Origin of the sequence: Rathayibacter sp. PhB1, from assembly GCF_004362935.1 — a bacterium.
In the GTDB taxonomy this organism is placed as follows: domain Bacteria; phylum Actinomycetota; class Actinomycetes; order Actinomycetales; family Microbacteriaceae; genus Rathayibacter; species Rathayibacter festucae.
The window spans coordinates 440704-454728 of sequence record NZ_SNYD01000002.1 but is presented as its reverse complement, the minus strand read 5'-3'; the positions used below and the strand labels follow the sequence as shown (position 1 = coordinate 454728).

The window sequence follows — 14025 nt, the reverse complement described above, 5'->3', positions numbered from 1 at the left end:
CCGTCATCAGCAGGGCAGGTCTGCAGACTCATGTCCTGACGCAGGTGGATCTCGATACGCCCGCTCCGCGGGCTACTCGATCAGCAGGGGTGGGGATACCCAACATCGACAAGGTGCTCTGCTCCGGGAGACCCGCCTACCCCAACACCTCCGCCGCCAGCTCCAGCAGCGCCAGATCCGCCCCGCGCGGACCGACCAGGCACAGCCCCACCGGCTTGCCGCCGACGCTCAGCCGCGGCGCCGACAGCGCCGGATACCCGCCGATCCCCGCGAGGCAGGTCAGCCCGAGCGTGGCCGTCCGAGCCGCATCGATCACCTCGGCCGACGCGTCAAGCGCCGGCCCGACCGACGACGCCGACGGCAGCAGCAGCACCCGCCCGCCGAGCGCCGCATCGAGCTGCTCGCGGAACCCCGCGACCCGCTCCCGCGCCGCCGCCTCGGTCTCCGCGTCGATCCGCGCCGCCGCGTCAAACCGTGCCTGCACGTCCGGCGCCAGCACGCCCGGATGCGCCGTGACCCAGGCACCGTCCGACGCCCACGCCTCCGCGGCCTGCACGAGACGGAACGCCTCGAACATCTCCGCCACCGGCGGCAGCTCGATCCGCTGGGCCCCGAGCCCGTCGACCACCGCCGAGAACGCGGCCGCGACCGGCGCGTCGACCCGCTCGAGCAGCGCGTCGGCGACGACGAATCCACTCACCGGCGACTCCGCGGGCCCGGTCAGCGCGACCGCGGCGACCTTCCGCAGCGTCCCGAGATCCCGCGCCAGCCACCCCACCGTGTCGAAGCTCGGCGCGAGCGGCAGCAGCCCCTCTACCGGCACCGCTCCGTGCGTCGTCCGCAGCCCCCAGAGCCCCTGGTACGACGCTGGCACGCGGATCGACCCCGCAGTGTCCGTCGCGAGTCCGATCGACGCCTGCCCGAGCGACACCGCGGTCGCGGGTCCGCTCGAGGAGCCGCCCGGGATCGCCCCCGGGACCGCCGGGTTCGGCGGCGTCCCGTAGCCGGAGTTCCGGCCAGCGATGCTGTACGCGAACTCGTCGGTCTGCGCGATCCCGCGCACCGACGCTCCCGCGCCCAGCAGCATCGCGACCGCGGGCGCCGTGGATCGCTCGACCTCGGCCTCCGCCAGGCGCACGGGGATCCCCGCGCCGATCCGCTGCCCCTCGATCGCGAACAGGTCCTTCACCGCCACGTCCAGCCCGTCGAGCGGCCCCGACGCGGAGGCGGGCACGAGCGGCGCTCCGACCGCCCGCCACACCCGCGCATCGAGCGCCGGCGCGGGCGCCTGCACCTGCGCGGCGCGCACCCGCCACACTCCGGAGTCACGTGTCCACAGCTGCGTCACCAGCCCGCGCCCGCCACGGGCCGGCAGGTTCACCGTCACGACCAGCGCGTCGTCCGCCCCGAGGGCCCGCACGTGCAGCTCGGCGAGCGCCCGCGGAGGCGTCCCACCGCGCCGCCCGCGGAACCCCGTGATCGCCTCGTGCCCCACGAGCAGCCCGGAGGCGTCGCCGCGCAGCGTCGTCGGCTCGCGGACGAAGGCGTCGGCGAGCGCCGGCACGTCGTCGGCCGCCAGCGCGGCCTCGTAGGCGAGCACCGCGTCGACGAGCCCGTCGGGCAGCTCCCCCTCCAGCGTCGTGACGCGCGGGTCAGGGCCGTGCTGCTCAGTCATCGAAGTCCGCCGTCCGCACGCGGGCGTGCACGCCCTTCACCAGGTCGACGACCTGCGAGATGTTGAAGTCCGTCGCGGCACTGAGGTACGCGTAGGCGAGACTCGCGTCCATCCCGTAGCGGGCCTGGAGCAGCGCGATCGCCGCGCGCACGCAGTTCTGCACCGCGATGTCGAGGTCCTCGTCCATCCCGGTCGGCACCAGGAACTCGGCCGTCTCGCCGAGCGGCCCGGCGATCTCGCCGAACGCGGCGAGCGCCTCCGCCCGCGGGATCACCTCGAAGCGCACCCGCACCCGCAGGCTCGCCTCCATCGCGGTCAGCGCGACCTCGCCGTCGCCCTGCGCGAAGTGCGGGTCGCCGACGTAGGCGAGGGCCTCCGGCACCTGCACCGGCAGATAGACGCTCGTGCCCGCAGTCAGCAGCGAGATGTCGATGTTGCCGCCGTGCGCACCCGGGGGCACCGAGTGCGGCCGCTCGTCGCCCGCCACCGCGACGCCCATGATCCCGAGGAACGGGTGCAGCTCGAACCGCGCCGAGCGCTCACCGCCCGGAGTCAGCGGCAGCACGCCCCGGCGAATGCCGTCGGCGCCCTCCTCCACCCGAGCGAAGGCGCTGAACGGGCCGGCAGCGAGCGGGTACTCCCCCGGCAGCGCGCCGCGACCGTGCCGGTTCGAGATCACGCCGTAGGGGACGCGCGGCTCGGCCTCGAGCAGCGTCATCCGGAGCAGATCGCCGGGCTGCGCGCCGCGCACTGCGATCGGACCGGTCACCACGTGCGGCCCGTCGACGGCGGTGTCGCGGAAGGGCCCGGCCGCGGCGAGCTCGATCGCGTCGCGCAGCACCCCCTCGGGAGCCACACCGTGCGCCCCGAAGAACGTGACGGGATCCCGCCCCTGATCCTCCAGGACCCCCTCGTGGCTCAGCGTGTCGATGACGACCTCCGCACCGGAGTCCACGGTGAGCACCGCCCGGTCGCTCGCGCAGGGCAGCCGCCCCCACAGCACCGATCCGGGCTCCGCCGGCAGGTACTCGACCCCCTCCGGAAGTCCCTCCCCGGGCTGCACCGCCCACACCGCCGGCTGCTCCTGCGCAGGCCGCTCCTGCGTGTCCCGCCTCTGCACGTCCTGCACGATGGCCGCCTCTCCGCGCGGGCCCGCCCCGCACTCCGTCCGACAGTAGCGGCGCCGTGTTGCGCCCTCGTGTCCCGGCCGCCCGCCGCATCCATGGCAGTATCGGCCCCGCACCACCCTCGCTCTCTCCCGCGAGATGCCACTTGTGCACGCGACACGCCGACGGAGGCGCTCACAAGTGGCATCTCGCGGTGCCCGCCCACCCCTCCGACGACAGGACCCCCGTGTTCCGACGCCTGCGCACGCGCACCGACAACGTCCACCTCGGCCTCATGCTCGCCCTGACCTTCTCGACCGGCATCATCGACGCCGTCGGCTACCTCGGCCTCGACCGGGTCTTCACCGGCAACATGACCGGCAACGTGGTCATCCTCGGCATGGCGCTCGCCGGCGCCGACGACCTCCCGATCGTCGGCCCGATCATCGCCCTCGCCGGCTTCATGCTCGGCGCCGCGATCGGCGGCCGCGTCCTGCGCCCGGTGAAGGCCGGCTGGACCACCCGCTCCTCCTGGCTCTTCACCGTCGTCGGCCTGCTGATGGCCGTGCTCGCCGTCGTGCTCGGCGTCGTCCCCGAGCACCCCGAGCCCCTGGCCCTCACCGTCACCGGCGTCCTGGGCCTCGCGATGGGCCTCCAGGCCGCGACCGCCCGCCACATCGCGGTCAAGGACGTCACCACTGTCGTCGTCACCTCGACCATCACCGGCCTCGCCGCCGACTCCCGCCTGGGCGGCGGCAAGGGCCAGCCCTGGTTCCGCCGCGCCACCGCCGTCGTCCTGATCGCCGCCGGCGCCGGAGTCGGCGCCCTGGCACTGAACGTCGGCCTCTGGCTCGGCCTCGCGATCGCCGCCGCGATCACCCTGATCGCCTCGCTCCTCGGCCACCTCATCGCCCACGTGAAGCACGCGACCCCCGCGGAGGAGAAGGCCGACGCCTGACGCCGTCCCACCCCGCCCCACGGAGCGGAACTCCGCAGAACATCAGCCAGGAGTCCTGCTCATCGCCCATCAGCGATGACCTGCCTACTCAGCTGATGTTCTGCAGCGGCTCCTCCGTCGGAGGCAGCGCCGACCGAACCGGAGGTCGCGCCGCTCAGCGCGACGCGCGCTGGCAGTGCGGGCAGAGGTGCGACGAGCGGTTCATGAACGGCACGCGGACGATCGGCTCGCCGCAGCGCGGGCAGGGCTTGCCGGTCTGGCCGTAGGCGTTGAGGCTGTGCGAGAAGTAGCCGGAGGCGCCGTTCACGTTGACGTACTGGGCGTCGAAGCTGGTGCCGCCCTCGGCCAGCGCGCGCTCGAGCACCGAGCGGACCTCGGCGAACAGGCGGCGGATCCGCGCCTCGGTCAGCGTCGAGCTCGGCGTCTCGGGGTGCAGCTCGGCCGCCCACAGCGACTCGTCCGCGTAGATGTTGCCGATGCCGCTGACCAGCGTCTGATCGAGCAGGGAGCGCTTGATGCCGCTGTTCCGGCGGGCCAGCACGGCGAGGACGGCGGAGAGGTCGAAGAACGGGTCGAGCGGATCGCGGGCGATGTGCGCGACCTGCGAGGGCACGGCGCGCAGCCAGTCGCCGTCGACCGCGTCGTCGCCGGCGTAGCCGCCCGGAGCGCCGTCCGCGGTGGGAGCCAGCGAGTCGATCGCCATCGAGCCGAAGATCCGCTGGTCCACGAAGTGCAGGGCCAGCTCGCCGTGCTCCGGATGCTCGATGCCGATCCGGATGCGCGTCAGCTTCGCGAGCGCCGCGTCGGCCGTCCGCAGCAGCACCTGCCCGCTCATCCCGAGGTGCACGAGCAGCGCTTCGTCGCGACCGGCCGGCAGCCAGAGGAACTTGCCGCGTCGCACCGCGCCGCGCAGCCGCCGCCCGACGAGCAGCCCCTCGAACGAGCCGAGCGGGTGCACATGGCGCTTGAGCGAGCGCTCGTCGACGATCTCGACGCTCGTCACCAACGAGCCGGTGACGGCGGGAGCGAGCCCGGCCCGCACCACCTCGACCTCGGGCAGCTCGGGCACGGTCAGTCCTCGATCGGAGCGGCGGGAGCGACCGGCTCACCGGGAGCCGTCGCCGAGAGGCGCGTCCAGGCGTCGAGAGCGGCGGCCATCTCGGCCGCCTTCTTGCTCGTCCCCTCACCGCGGGCGGTGACCAGCCCGCCGACGATGACGGTGGCGACGAAGACCTTGCTGTGGTCCGGCCCGGTCGCCGCGATCTCGTAGCGGGGAGCGGGCGCGCCGCGCTCAGCCGCCGCCTCCTGGAGGCTCGTCTTCGGATCCATCGAGACGCCGAAGCGCAGCGGATCCGCGGTCAGCGGGGCGATCAGCCGCAGCACGAGGTCGCGCGCGGCGTCCGGACCGGTGCCGAGGTAGACCGCGCCGATGATCGCCTCGACGGTGTCCGCGAGGATCGACGACTTGTCGCGGCCGCCGGTCATCTCCTCGCCGCGGCCGAGGCGGAGGTGCTCGCCCAGGCCGATGCCGCGGGCGATCTCCGCGAGAGCGACCGTCGAGACGAGGCTCGCCCGGCGCTTGGCCAGGTCGCCCTCGCTCAGCGCGGGGTACTCGGTGTAGAGCATGACCGTCACGGCCTGCCCGAGGATCGAGTCGCCGAGGAACTCGAGACGCTCGTTGTGCGGGAGGCCGCCGTGCTCGAAAGCGAACGACCGGTGCGTCAGGGCGAGCTCGAAGAGCTCACCGTCGAGGCTCACGCCGAGCGTGGCCTCCAGACGCGACCGGTCGTCGCTGGAGGGTGTTGCGGAAGTCTGGTTCACCATGGACCGCACGGCTCGTGTCGCGGGGCGAGGCGGAGCCGAAGGGACTGGATCAGACGTTCGCGACCTTGCGGCCCTTGTACTCGAGGAACAGCGCGGTGCCCGCGGAGTCCTCGACGACCTTGGCGCGGTGCGGGAGGCTGTAGACGGTCTTGCCGTTCTCGACGGTCTTCACCAGGGGCGGGACCTCCGCCTTCCACTGCGAACGACGAGCGTGGGTGTTCGCGCGGGACTTCTTCCTCTTGGGAACAGCCATGATTCTCTCTTCTCTAGCTCGGTCGGATCAGGCGGGGCTGATCAGGTTCGGTCGTCTTCGGTGCGCGGCTCGGCGCCGGCACCACTGTCTGCGGAAGCTCCGGGCGCTGCGGCCCCACCGGTCCCCGACTCGCCCAACCCGGCGAGCGCGGCCCACCTGGAGTCGCGCGGAGCCTCGGGCTCGGACACGGAGGACTCGGCCAGCCGCTCCCCCGTGACAGGGTCGAGGCCCGGACAATCCGGCCGGCACACCGGCTGGAACGGCAGCGACAGCACCACCGCATCCCTGACCAGAGGTTCAAGATCCACGTGGTCGTCGTGAACCTCATAGTCGAAAGCTTCGTCAGAAGAGTACGCGAAAAGTTCCTGGAACTCGACATCGACAGGCAGGGAGATGTCGGTGAGGCAGCGGCTGCACTCGCCGACGGCCTCCGCGGACACCTGGACGCTGGCCAGAATGCCCTCGTGCACCGACTCGATCCGGACGTCGAGATCGAGCGGCGCGCCCTGGCGGACGGCGACGATGCCCTCGCCGAAGGCCTCGGGCGCCTCGAGGTCGAGACGGTGCTCGCGCATCTCCCCCGGGCGGTTCACGATGTCGCGCACGTTCACGGTGAACGGCGTCTTCTTGAAAGTAGTCACGAGGATCGAGCCTAGTCCCCCGCGCCACGCCCGGGCGGAGGTTCCCCGGATCCCGCGCTCGCCCCACGCCCTCCCTCCTCAAAGTTGCGGGCGCGTACGCAAAAGTTGCGGTAGTCGGAAGCGACTACCGCAACTTTTGAGGAATGACGGAGACGCGTCAGGCGCCGCCGGCCTCCAGGGTCACCTCGATCGGCTCGTAGTCGGCGCCGCTGGTGTCCACGCCCTCGTCCGCGAGCTCGGCGAGCGCCTTCTCGACGTACTCGTTCGAGTACGCGGTCTCCGGCGGGTCGTCGCTGATGATGGTCGCGCCGGTCTCGTTCTCCGTCGTCTTGGCGATGTCCACCGTCTGGTCCCAGGCCGCCTCGTCGATCATGCCGACGCCGTTGGTCGAGGGCCAGATCAGCTTGTTGACCTCGTTGGTCATCCAGAGCTGGTGGCTCGTGCCGAGGGTGGAGCCGGCCGCGGTGACGATGTCCGCCGCCTCCTGCGGGTTGTCCTTCGCGAAGATCCAGCCCTTGATCGACGCCTTGATGAAGGCGACGGTCTGCTCGGCGTAGGCGTCGTCGCTCGAGAGCTTGTCCGCGTCGGCCCAGATCGCGTCCTGCAGCATCGCGGTGCCGACGTCGTTCCAGCTGATCACGTTGAGGTCGTCGGGCGTGTAGAGCTCGCCGGTGGCCGGGTTCGTCGACTCGAGGACCTGCGCGTACTCGTTGTAGGTCATCGCCTGCGCCGCGTCGATGTCGCCCGCGAGGAAGCCGTTCATGTCGAACTGCTGCTGCACGAGCGAGATGTCGTCGAGCGCGACCCCGTCCTTCTGCATGCCGGCGAAGAGCTCCCACTCGTTGCCGTAGCCCCAGCTGCCGACCTGCTTGCCCGCGAGGTCCGCGGGCGAGGTGATGCCCTTGTCCTTGAAGGAGATCTGCGTGGTGGCGCTGCGCTCGAAGATCTGCGCGACATCGGTGATGTTCGCGCCGTTCTCGATCGAGCCGAGCACCTTCGGGACCCAGGAGATCGCGTAGTCGGCGTCTCCGGAGGCGAGGACGTCCTGCGGGACGATGTCGCCGCCGCCCTCGGCGATGGTGACGTCGAGGCCCTCGTCCTCGTAGTAGCCCTGGTCGACGGCGGCGTAGTAGCCGGCGAACTGGGCCTGGGCGACCCACTGGAGCTGCAGGGTCACGGGCGTGAGATCGCCCGAGTCCCCCGAGGCTCCGGAGCCGGTGTCACTGGTTGCGCTGCAGCCGGTGAGCGCGAGGCCGACGGCGGCGAGTCCCGCCGTGGTCGTCATCGCGATGCGCGTGCGTCTGTTCACTGTTCCTCCTGGTGCGGTGCGGTGCGGGATGCGGCCCGGGCGGGCCGTCAGTGCCGTGGTGCGGATGGAGCCGTGGAGCGGTGGAGCGGATGGAGCGAGTGCCGTGGTGCGGATGGTGCGCGTGCAGTGTGCGGGTGGTGCGTTCGGGTGGTGCCGAAGTGCCCGTCCGGCGGGAGCCGGCGGGAGTGGAGGGACGCGCCTCAGTGCGCGTGGCTGCGCCGCAGCGCGAGCGCCTCGAGGCCCGCGGTGACGCAGTAGAACACGAGGCCCACGAGCACGGCCCCGAGCACGTAGGCGTAGGCGAGCGCGTAGTCACTGCCGGACGCCGCCGAGGTGATCGACTTGCCCAGGCCCCCGATCGGCCCGCCGAAGTACTCGGCGACCAGCGCCGAGATCACGGCGAGCGAGGAGGCGATCCGCAGCCCCGTGAAGAAGAACGGCACCGCCCCGGGCAGCGTGATCGTCCGCGCTGTCTGCCACGGCGAGGCGGCGTACGCGCGCATCAGATCGCGGTGCACGGGAGCGGCCTGCCGGAGCCCGCGCAGGGTGTTGACGTACACCGGCACGAAGACCGCGAGCGCCGCCACGAGCTGCCGGGCTGTCTCGACGTTGGCGCCGAACATCGTGTAGAGCACGGGAGCGAGCGCCACGATCGGCACGACGGCCGCCGCGGCCACAATCGCCGCCACCAGCCCGTCGAAGACCCGCACCAGCGCGGACACCCCGGCGACGAGCACCGCGAGCACCGCCCCGGCGACGAGCCCGATCAGCGCGTTGCCGCCGGTCACCCGGCTCCCGGCCAGGACCGAGCCGGCGTTCTGCGCGAACTCCGCGCCGATCGCGAGCGGCGACGGCAGCACGAACGGCTGCACGTCGAGCGCCGTGACGCCGACCTGCCAGAGCAGCAGCGCCGCGATGCCGAGCACGAGCGGCGCGACGACCGCCCGGGCGAGCGCGGGGCTGCTCACCGGTTCTCCACCCCGCGCGGCACCGCGGCGGCGTCGCCGTGCAGCAGCTCGCGCACGGCACCGACGTCCGAGAAGAACGCCGCGTCCTCGCGCACCCCCGCCTCGCGCTCGGAGGAGTCCGGCAGCGCGATCCGCAGCACGTCGCGGATCCGCCCGGGCCGCGGCGACATCACCACCACGCGGTCGGAGAGGAACACCGCCTCCGGGATCGAGTGCGTCACAAAGACCACGGCGGCCCCCGTCTCGCTCCGGATGCGCAGCAGCTCGGTCTGCATCCGCTCGCGCGTCATCTCGTCCAGCGCGCCGAAGGGCTCGTCCATCAGCAGCAGCCGGGGGCTCTCGGCGAGGGCGCGAGCGATGGCGACCCGCTGCTGCATCCCGCCGGAGAGCTGGTCGGGGTAGGAGTCGGCGAAGTCGCCGAGTCCCACGAGCGCCAGCAGCTCGTCGACTCGCGACCGGCGGGCCGTGGCGCCGACGCCGTGCAGCTCGAGCGGCAGCGCGATGTTCGCGCGGATGCTCCGCCAGGGCAGCAGCCCCGCCTGCTGGAACGCGATCCCGTACTCCTGGTCGAGCCGCGCCTGCCGCGCCGTCTTGCCGAACACCGAGATCGTGCCCGAGGTCGGCTCGTCGAGGTCGGCGATCAGCCGCAGCAGCGTCGACTTGCCGCAGCCGGAGGGCCCGATCAGCGACACGAACTCCCCCGCGGCGATCTCGAGCGAGACGGTGTCGAGCGCGGTGACGCTCGTGCTCTTCTTCGTGGTGAACGTCTTCGTGACGGAGTCGACGACGACGGCCGGTTCGGCAGCGCTCATGCGGGCTGCTCCCCTCTGCGGAACGGACGGAGGGCGGTGCCGATCAGGCCGACGACGCCGGCGGCCGCGAGGCCCACCAGAACCGCGCCCAGGATCGGCGCCCAGGGCTTGGCGGGGTCTCCCCCGGCGGAGGAGGCGAACTCGATGATCATGCGGCCGATGCCGCCGCGCAGGCCGATCGAGACCTCGGCGACGACGGTGCCGATCACGGCGCTGACGGCACCGAGCCGCAGCGCCGGGAGGAGGAACGGCACGCTCGCGGGCAGGCGCAGCCGCAGCAGCGTCTTCCACCAGCCGACGCCGTAGACGCGCATCAGCTCGACCTGGTGCGCCGACGGCGCGTTCAGTCCGCGCAGCGCGCCGATCGAGACCGGGAAGAAGGCGAGGTAGGAGGCGATCAGCGCCACCGACATCCAGTTCTCCCAGGTGAAGGCGCCGAGCTCGAGCTGCGAGCCCCAGCGGCGCACCAGCGGTGCGATCGCGATCAGGGGCACCGTCTGGCTCAGCACGATCCACGGCAGCACCGCGGACTCGGCCGTGCGGAAGCGCTGCATCAGCACCGCGAGCAGCAGCCCGACGACCACGCCGACGACCCAGCCCACGGCCGCGACCCCGAGTGAGAAGGCGCTGGCCTGCAGTACCGCGAGCCAGAGCACCGGGGCGTCGCGGGCGCCGGTGATCGGCTCCGCGAGCCGGCCGGCGATCTCCCAGAGGTGCGGCATCGCGATGGCGCTGGTGCGCGGGAGCACGGTGACGCCCTGGATCACGACGCCGGTCTCCGGCCCGAGGGCCTTGTAGACCTCCCAGAGCACCGCGAGCAGGAGCAGCCCGGCCGCGCCGAGCAGGACCCCGCGCGTCGCGGCCGGCGACCTCATGCCTTGGCCACGATGTGCGGGCCGAGGGCCGGGATGACGCGCTCGCCGTACACGCGCAGCGTCTCCTCCTTGTTGTCGTGCTGGAGGTAGCCGGCGAACTGCGTGACGCCGATCTCGGCGAGCGCCGTCAGCTTCGCGATGTGCTCGTCGGCCGTGCCGAGGACGCAGAAGCGCTCGACGATCTCGTCGGGCACGAACGCGGTGTGCGAGTTGCCGGCCCGCCCGTGCTCGTTGTAGTCGTAGCCCTCGCGCCCGGCGATGTAGTCGGTCAGTGCCTGCGGGACGGCGCCGCTCGTGCCGTAGCGGCCGACGATGTCGGCCACGTGGTTGCCGACCATCCCGCCGAACCAGCGGCACTGGTCGTACATGTGCGCGCGGTCGGTCCCGATGTACATCGGCGCCGCGACGCAGAACTGCAGCGACTCCGGGTCGCGGCCGACGTTCGCCGCCGCGTCCTTGACGGTCTGGATCATCCAGCGGGCGATGTCGAGGTCGGCGAGCTGCAGGATGAACCCGTCGCCCGTCTCCCCCGCCAGCTTGAGCGCCAGCGGTCCGTAGGCGGCGACCCACATCTCCAGCGAGGAGCCGCGGCTCCACGGGAACTGCAGGGTCGAGCCGTTGTACTCGACCGAGCGGCTGTTCGCGAGCTCGCGGATGACGTGGATCGACTCCCGCAGCGTCTTCAGCGTGGTGGGAGCACCGCCGGTGACGCGGACGGCGGAGTCGCCGCGGCCGATGCCGCAGACGGTGCGGTTGCCGTACATCTCGTTGAGGGTCGCGTGCAGCGAGGCGATGACGGTCCAGTCGCGGGTCGCCGGGTTGGTCACCATCGGGCCGACGGTGATCCGGTGGGTCCTCTCGAGGATCTGCGAGTAGATGACGTACGGCTCCTGCCAGAGCAGGTGCGAGTCGAACGTCCACGCGTAGTCGAAGCCGTAGGTCTCGGCGAGGACGGCGAGCGCGACGGTGCGCGAGGCGGGCGGGTTGGTCTGGAGGACGACTCCGAAGTCCATGGGGCTTCCTTCGTTGCGGTGGGAAAAAGAGGACTTCAGGTCAGACCAGATACTGCGAGAGACCTCGCTTGATGTATTTGCCGTCGCCCTTGGTGCCGATGTAGTCGCCGGAGTCGACGACGACCTTGCCGCGGGAGATCACGGTGTCGACGTGGCCGTCGATCTCGAAGCCCTCCCAGGCGGAGTAGTCCATGTTCATGTGGTGGCTGCGGCCCTCGCCGATGCCGATCGAGGTGTGCCCATTCGGGTCGTAGACGACCACGTCGCCGTCGGCGCCGGGCTGGATCGCGCCCTTCTTCCCGTACATCCCGAACATCCGCGCCGGAGTGGTCGAGGTGAGCTCGACCCAGCGCGGCAGCGAGATCTGCCCGGACACGACGCCCTGGTACATCAGGTCCATCCGGTGCTCGACCGAGCCGATGCCGTTGGGGATCTTCGAGAAGTCGCCGACGCCCATGTCCTTCTGGCCCTTCATGCAGAAGGGGCAGTGGTCGGTGGAGACCATCTGGATGTCGTTGGTCCGCAGCGACTGCCACATGTGGTGCTGGTGCCCCTCCGCCTTCGAGCGCAGCGGCGTCGAGCACACCCACTTCGCGCCCTCGAAGCCCGGTGCGCCGAGCTGCTCCTCGAGCGAGAGGTAGAGGTACTGCGGGCAGGTCTCGCCGAACACGTTCATCCCGCGGTCGCGGGCCTGCGCGATCTGCTCCACCGCCTGCTTCGCCGACACGTGCACCACGTAGAGCGGCGCGCCGGTGAGGTCCGCGATCATGATCGCCCGGTGCGTCGCCTCCTCCTCCGCCTGCCACGGCCGCGAGGTGCCGTGGAAGTAGGGCGAGGTTTTGCCGGCGGCGAGCGACTGCTTCACCAGCTCGTCGATGATCGCGCCGTTCTCGGCGTGCATCATCATCATCGCGCCGTTCGACGCGCCCTTCTGGAACGCCCGCAGGATCTGCCCGTCGTCCGAGAGGAACACGCCCTTGTAGGCCATGAACAGCTTGAAGCTGGTCACACCCTCGTCCATCAACTCGTCCATCGCCACCAGCGACGAGTCCTGCACGTCGGAGAGGATCTGGTGGAAGCCGTAGTCGATGGCGCAGTTCCCGGCCGCCTTCTCCTGCCAGGCCTGGTAGCGGTCGACGACGCTCTCGCCCGGGTACTGCACCACGAAGTCGACGATCGACGTCGTCCCGCCCCAGGCCGCGGCCCGGGTGCCGGTCTCGAAGGTGTCCGAGGCGAAGGTGCCGCCGAAGGGCATCTCCATGTGCGTGTGCGCGTCGATCCCGCCCGGGATGACGTACTTGCCGGCCGCGTCGATCACGCGGTCGACGTTCGCCGCGAGGTCGAAGCCCAGCAGCGTCGAGCCGGGCGCGAGCACCGCAGCGATGGTCTCGCCGTCGATCAGGACGTCGGCGGTGGCGGTGCCGGTCGCGTTGACGACCGTGCCGTTCGTGATGAGGGTCTTCATCGATGCTCCTCGGTGGTTCCGGTGCTGCGGCGGTCGCGCGGTCAGGACGTCGGCGGTCAGGGCTTCGGGATGCTCGTGTACGAGTCCGGACGGCGGTCCCGGTAGAACTGCCAGTCGTCGCGCATCTGCTGCACCATGTCGAGGTCGAGATCGCGGATCAGGATCTCCTCGCTGTCGCCCGAGCCGCGCTCGCCGACGAAGTTGCCGCGCGGGTCGATCACCTGGCTGGTGCCGTAGAAGTCGACGGCCAGCTCGCCGTACTCGTTGTCCTCGCGGCCGACCCGGTTGGGCTGGAGCACGAAGTAGCCGTTCGCCACGGCGGCGCACGGGCCCTCCACCTCCCACAGGCGGTTCGAGAGGCCCGGCTTGGTCGCGTTCGGGTTGAACACCATGTGCGCGCCGTTCAGGCCCAGCTCGCGCCAGCCCTCGGGGAAGTGCCGGTCGTAGCAGATGTAGACGCCGACCTTGCCGACCGCGGTGTCGAAGACCGGGTAGCCGAGGTTGCCGGGACGGAAGTAGAACTTCTCCCAGAAGCGGTCGAGGTGCGGGATGTGGTGCTTGCGGTACTTGCCGAGGATCGTGCCGTCGGCGTCGACGACCACGGCGGTGTTGTAGTAGACGCCGGTGATGTCCTCCTCGTAGATCGGCAGGATCATCACCGTGCCGAGCTCCTTCGCCAGCGCGGCGAAGCGCTGCACGATCGGGCCGTCGGCGGGCTCGGCGTAGCGGTAGTACTTCTTGTCCTCGGTGATGCCGAAGTACGGGCCGTAGAACAGCTCCTGGAAGCAGACGATCTGCGCTCCCTGGGCGGCGGCGTCGCGGGCGAACTGCTCGTGCTTGTCGAGCATCGACTCCTTGTCGCCGGTCCACGTGGTCTGGGTGATCGCTGCGCGGACGATGGTCATCGGTACCTCCATGCTTCGGTCGGCCCGGTCGAGGCTCCGCCGAGGTCCCGCGAGACGCGGGAGGCGGGGCCGAGGGGCCGTGGTCTCACTGTGGTCCGCGCGAGGGTCGAAGGCAATGACCGCTTCCGCTCCGTGCGCCGGACAGGGGTTCATCGTCGTCCTCCGACGTTTCCCGGGTGTTTCCGGCACGGATCCGCAGCATTAAGGCCTCGGCCCCTTCG

Annotated in this window: 14 protein-coding genes; 1 reads left to right on the top strand and 13 read right to left on the bottom strand. The window is 71.4% G+C overall.

Annotation, left to right across the window (positions count from 1 at the left end; genetic code table 11):
* Nucleotides 1-136: 136 nt before the first annotated feature.
* A complete protein-coding gene (locus tag EDF17_RS06275) occupies nucleotides 137-1675 on the bottom strand; it encodes an AtzH-like domain-containing protein (RefSeq protein WP_123445684.1) in 1539 nt (512 codons plus the stop codon).
* The gene (locus tag EDF17_RS06270) at nucleotides 1668-2795 is read right to left on the bottom strand and encodes an acetamidase/formamidase family protein (RefSeq protein ID WP_208110583.1); all 1128 of its coding nucleotides are present in this window, start codon (nucleotides 2793-2795) and stop codon (nucleotides 1668-1670) included. Before EDF17_RS06270 ends, EDF17_RS06275 begins: the two co-directional genes overlap by 8 nt.
* 233 nt (nucleotides 2796-3028) lie before the next feature.
* On the opposite strand from EDF17_RS06270, the gene EDF17_RS06265 reads away from it, so the two are divergent.
* A complete protein-coding gene (locus EDF17_RS06265) occupies nucleotides 3029-3739 on the top strand; it encodes a YoaK family protein (protein ID WP_311316436.1) in 711 nt (236 codons plus the stop codon).
* Between the two features lie 154 nt (nucleotides 3740-3893).
* On the opposite strand, the gene mutM is transcribed toward EDF17_RS06265, so the two are convergent.
* The 11 genes from mutM to EDF17_RS06210 all read right to left on the bottom strand — a co-directional run bounded on the left by mutM (nucleotide 3894) and on the right by EDF17_RS06210 (nucleotide 13804).
* Entirely contained in the window at nucleotides 3894-4808 is a 915-nt protein-coding gene (gene mutM / locus EDF17_RS06260) for a bifunctional DNA-formamidopyrimidine glycosylase/DNA-(apurinic or apyrimidinic site) lyase (protein ID WP_123445682.1), read from the bottom strand.
* 2 nt (nucleotides 4809-4810) lie between these two features.
* Nucleotides 4811-5563, bottom strand: a complete 753-nt coding sequence (gene rnc / locus EDF17_RS06255; protein WP_123445681.1) for a ribonuclease III — start codon at nucleotides 5561-5563, stop codon at nucleotides 4811-4813.
* A gap of 49 nt (nucleotides 5564-5612) precedes the next feature.
* Nucleotides 5613-5816 (bottom strand): 50S ribosomal protein L32, encoded by a 204-nt coding sequence (gene rpmF, locus EDF17_RS06250; RefSeq protein WP_123445680.1) that lies wholly within the window; start codon nucleotides 5814-5816, stop codon nucleotides 5613-5615.
* A 41-nt stretch (nucleotides 5817-5857) separates the two neighbouring features.
* The gene (locus tag EDF17_RS06245) at nucleotides 5858-6391 is read right to left on the bottom strand and encodes a YceD family protein (RefSeq protein WP_123446003.1); all 534 of its coding nucleotides are present in this window, start codon (nucleotides 6389-6391) and stop codon (nucleotides 5858-5860) included.
* 223 nt (nucleotides 6392-6614) lie between these two features.
* Nucleotides 6615-7766 carry an ABC transporter substrate-binding protein gene (locus EDF17_RS06240; protein ID WP_243732805.1) on the bottom strand — a complete coding sequence of 384 codons (1152 nt, stop codon included), beginning with the start codon at nucleotides 7764-7766 and terminating at the stop codon, nucleotides 6615-6617.
* A gap of 200 nt (nucleotides 7767-7966) precedes the next feature.
* The gene (locus EDF17_RS06235; protein ID WP_123445678.1) at nucleotides 7967-8734 is read right to left on the bottom strand and encodes an ABC transporter permease subunit; all 768 of its coding nucleotides are present in this window, start codon (nucleotides 8732-8734) and stop codon (nucleotides 7967-7969) included.
* Complete coding sequence (locus EDF17_RS06230) at nucleotides 8731-9546, bottom strand: ABC transporter ATP-binding protein (protein ID WP_123445677.1); 816 nt, start codon at nucleotides 9544-9546, stop codon at nucleotides 8731-8733. The genes EDF17_RS06235 and EDF17_RS06230 overlap by 4 nt, the downstream gene beginning before the upstream one ends.
* Nucleotides 9543-10421, bottom strand: a complete 879-nt coding sequence (locus EDF17_RS06225; RefSeq protein ID WP_123445676.1) for an ABC transporter permease subunit — start codon at nucleotides 10419-10421, stop codon at nucleotides 9543-9545. Before EDF17_RS06225 ends, EDF17_RS06230 begins: the two co-directional genes overlap by 4 nt.
* Complete coding sequence (locus tag EDF17_RS06220) at nucleotides 10418-11434, bottom strand: TIGR03842 family LLM class F420-dependent oxidoreductase (protein WP_123445675.1); 1017 nt, start codon at nucleotides 11432-11434, stop codon at nucleotides 10418-10420. The genes EDF17_RS06225 and EDF17_RS06220 overlap by 4 nt, the downstream gene beginning before the upstream one ends.
* Before the next feature lie 40 nt (nucleotides 11435-11474).
* Nucleotides 11475-12899, bottom strand: a complete 1425-nt coding sequence (gene hydA / locus EDF17_RS06215; protein ID WP_123445674.1) for a dihydropyrimidinase — start codon at nucleotides 12897-12899, stop codon at nucleotides 11475-11477.
* 56 nt (nucleotides 12900-12955) lie between these two features.
* The gene (locus tag EDF17_RS06210; protein WP_123445673.1) at nucleotides 12956-13804 is read right to left on the bottom strand and encodes a nitrilase-related carbon-nitrogen hydrolase; all 849 of its coding nucleotides are present in this window, start codon (nucleotides 13802-13804) and stop codon (nucleotides 12956-12958) included.
* Between the last annotated feature and the right edge of the window lie 221 nt (nucleotides 13805-14025).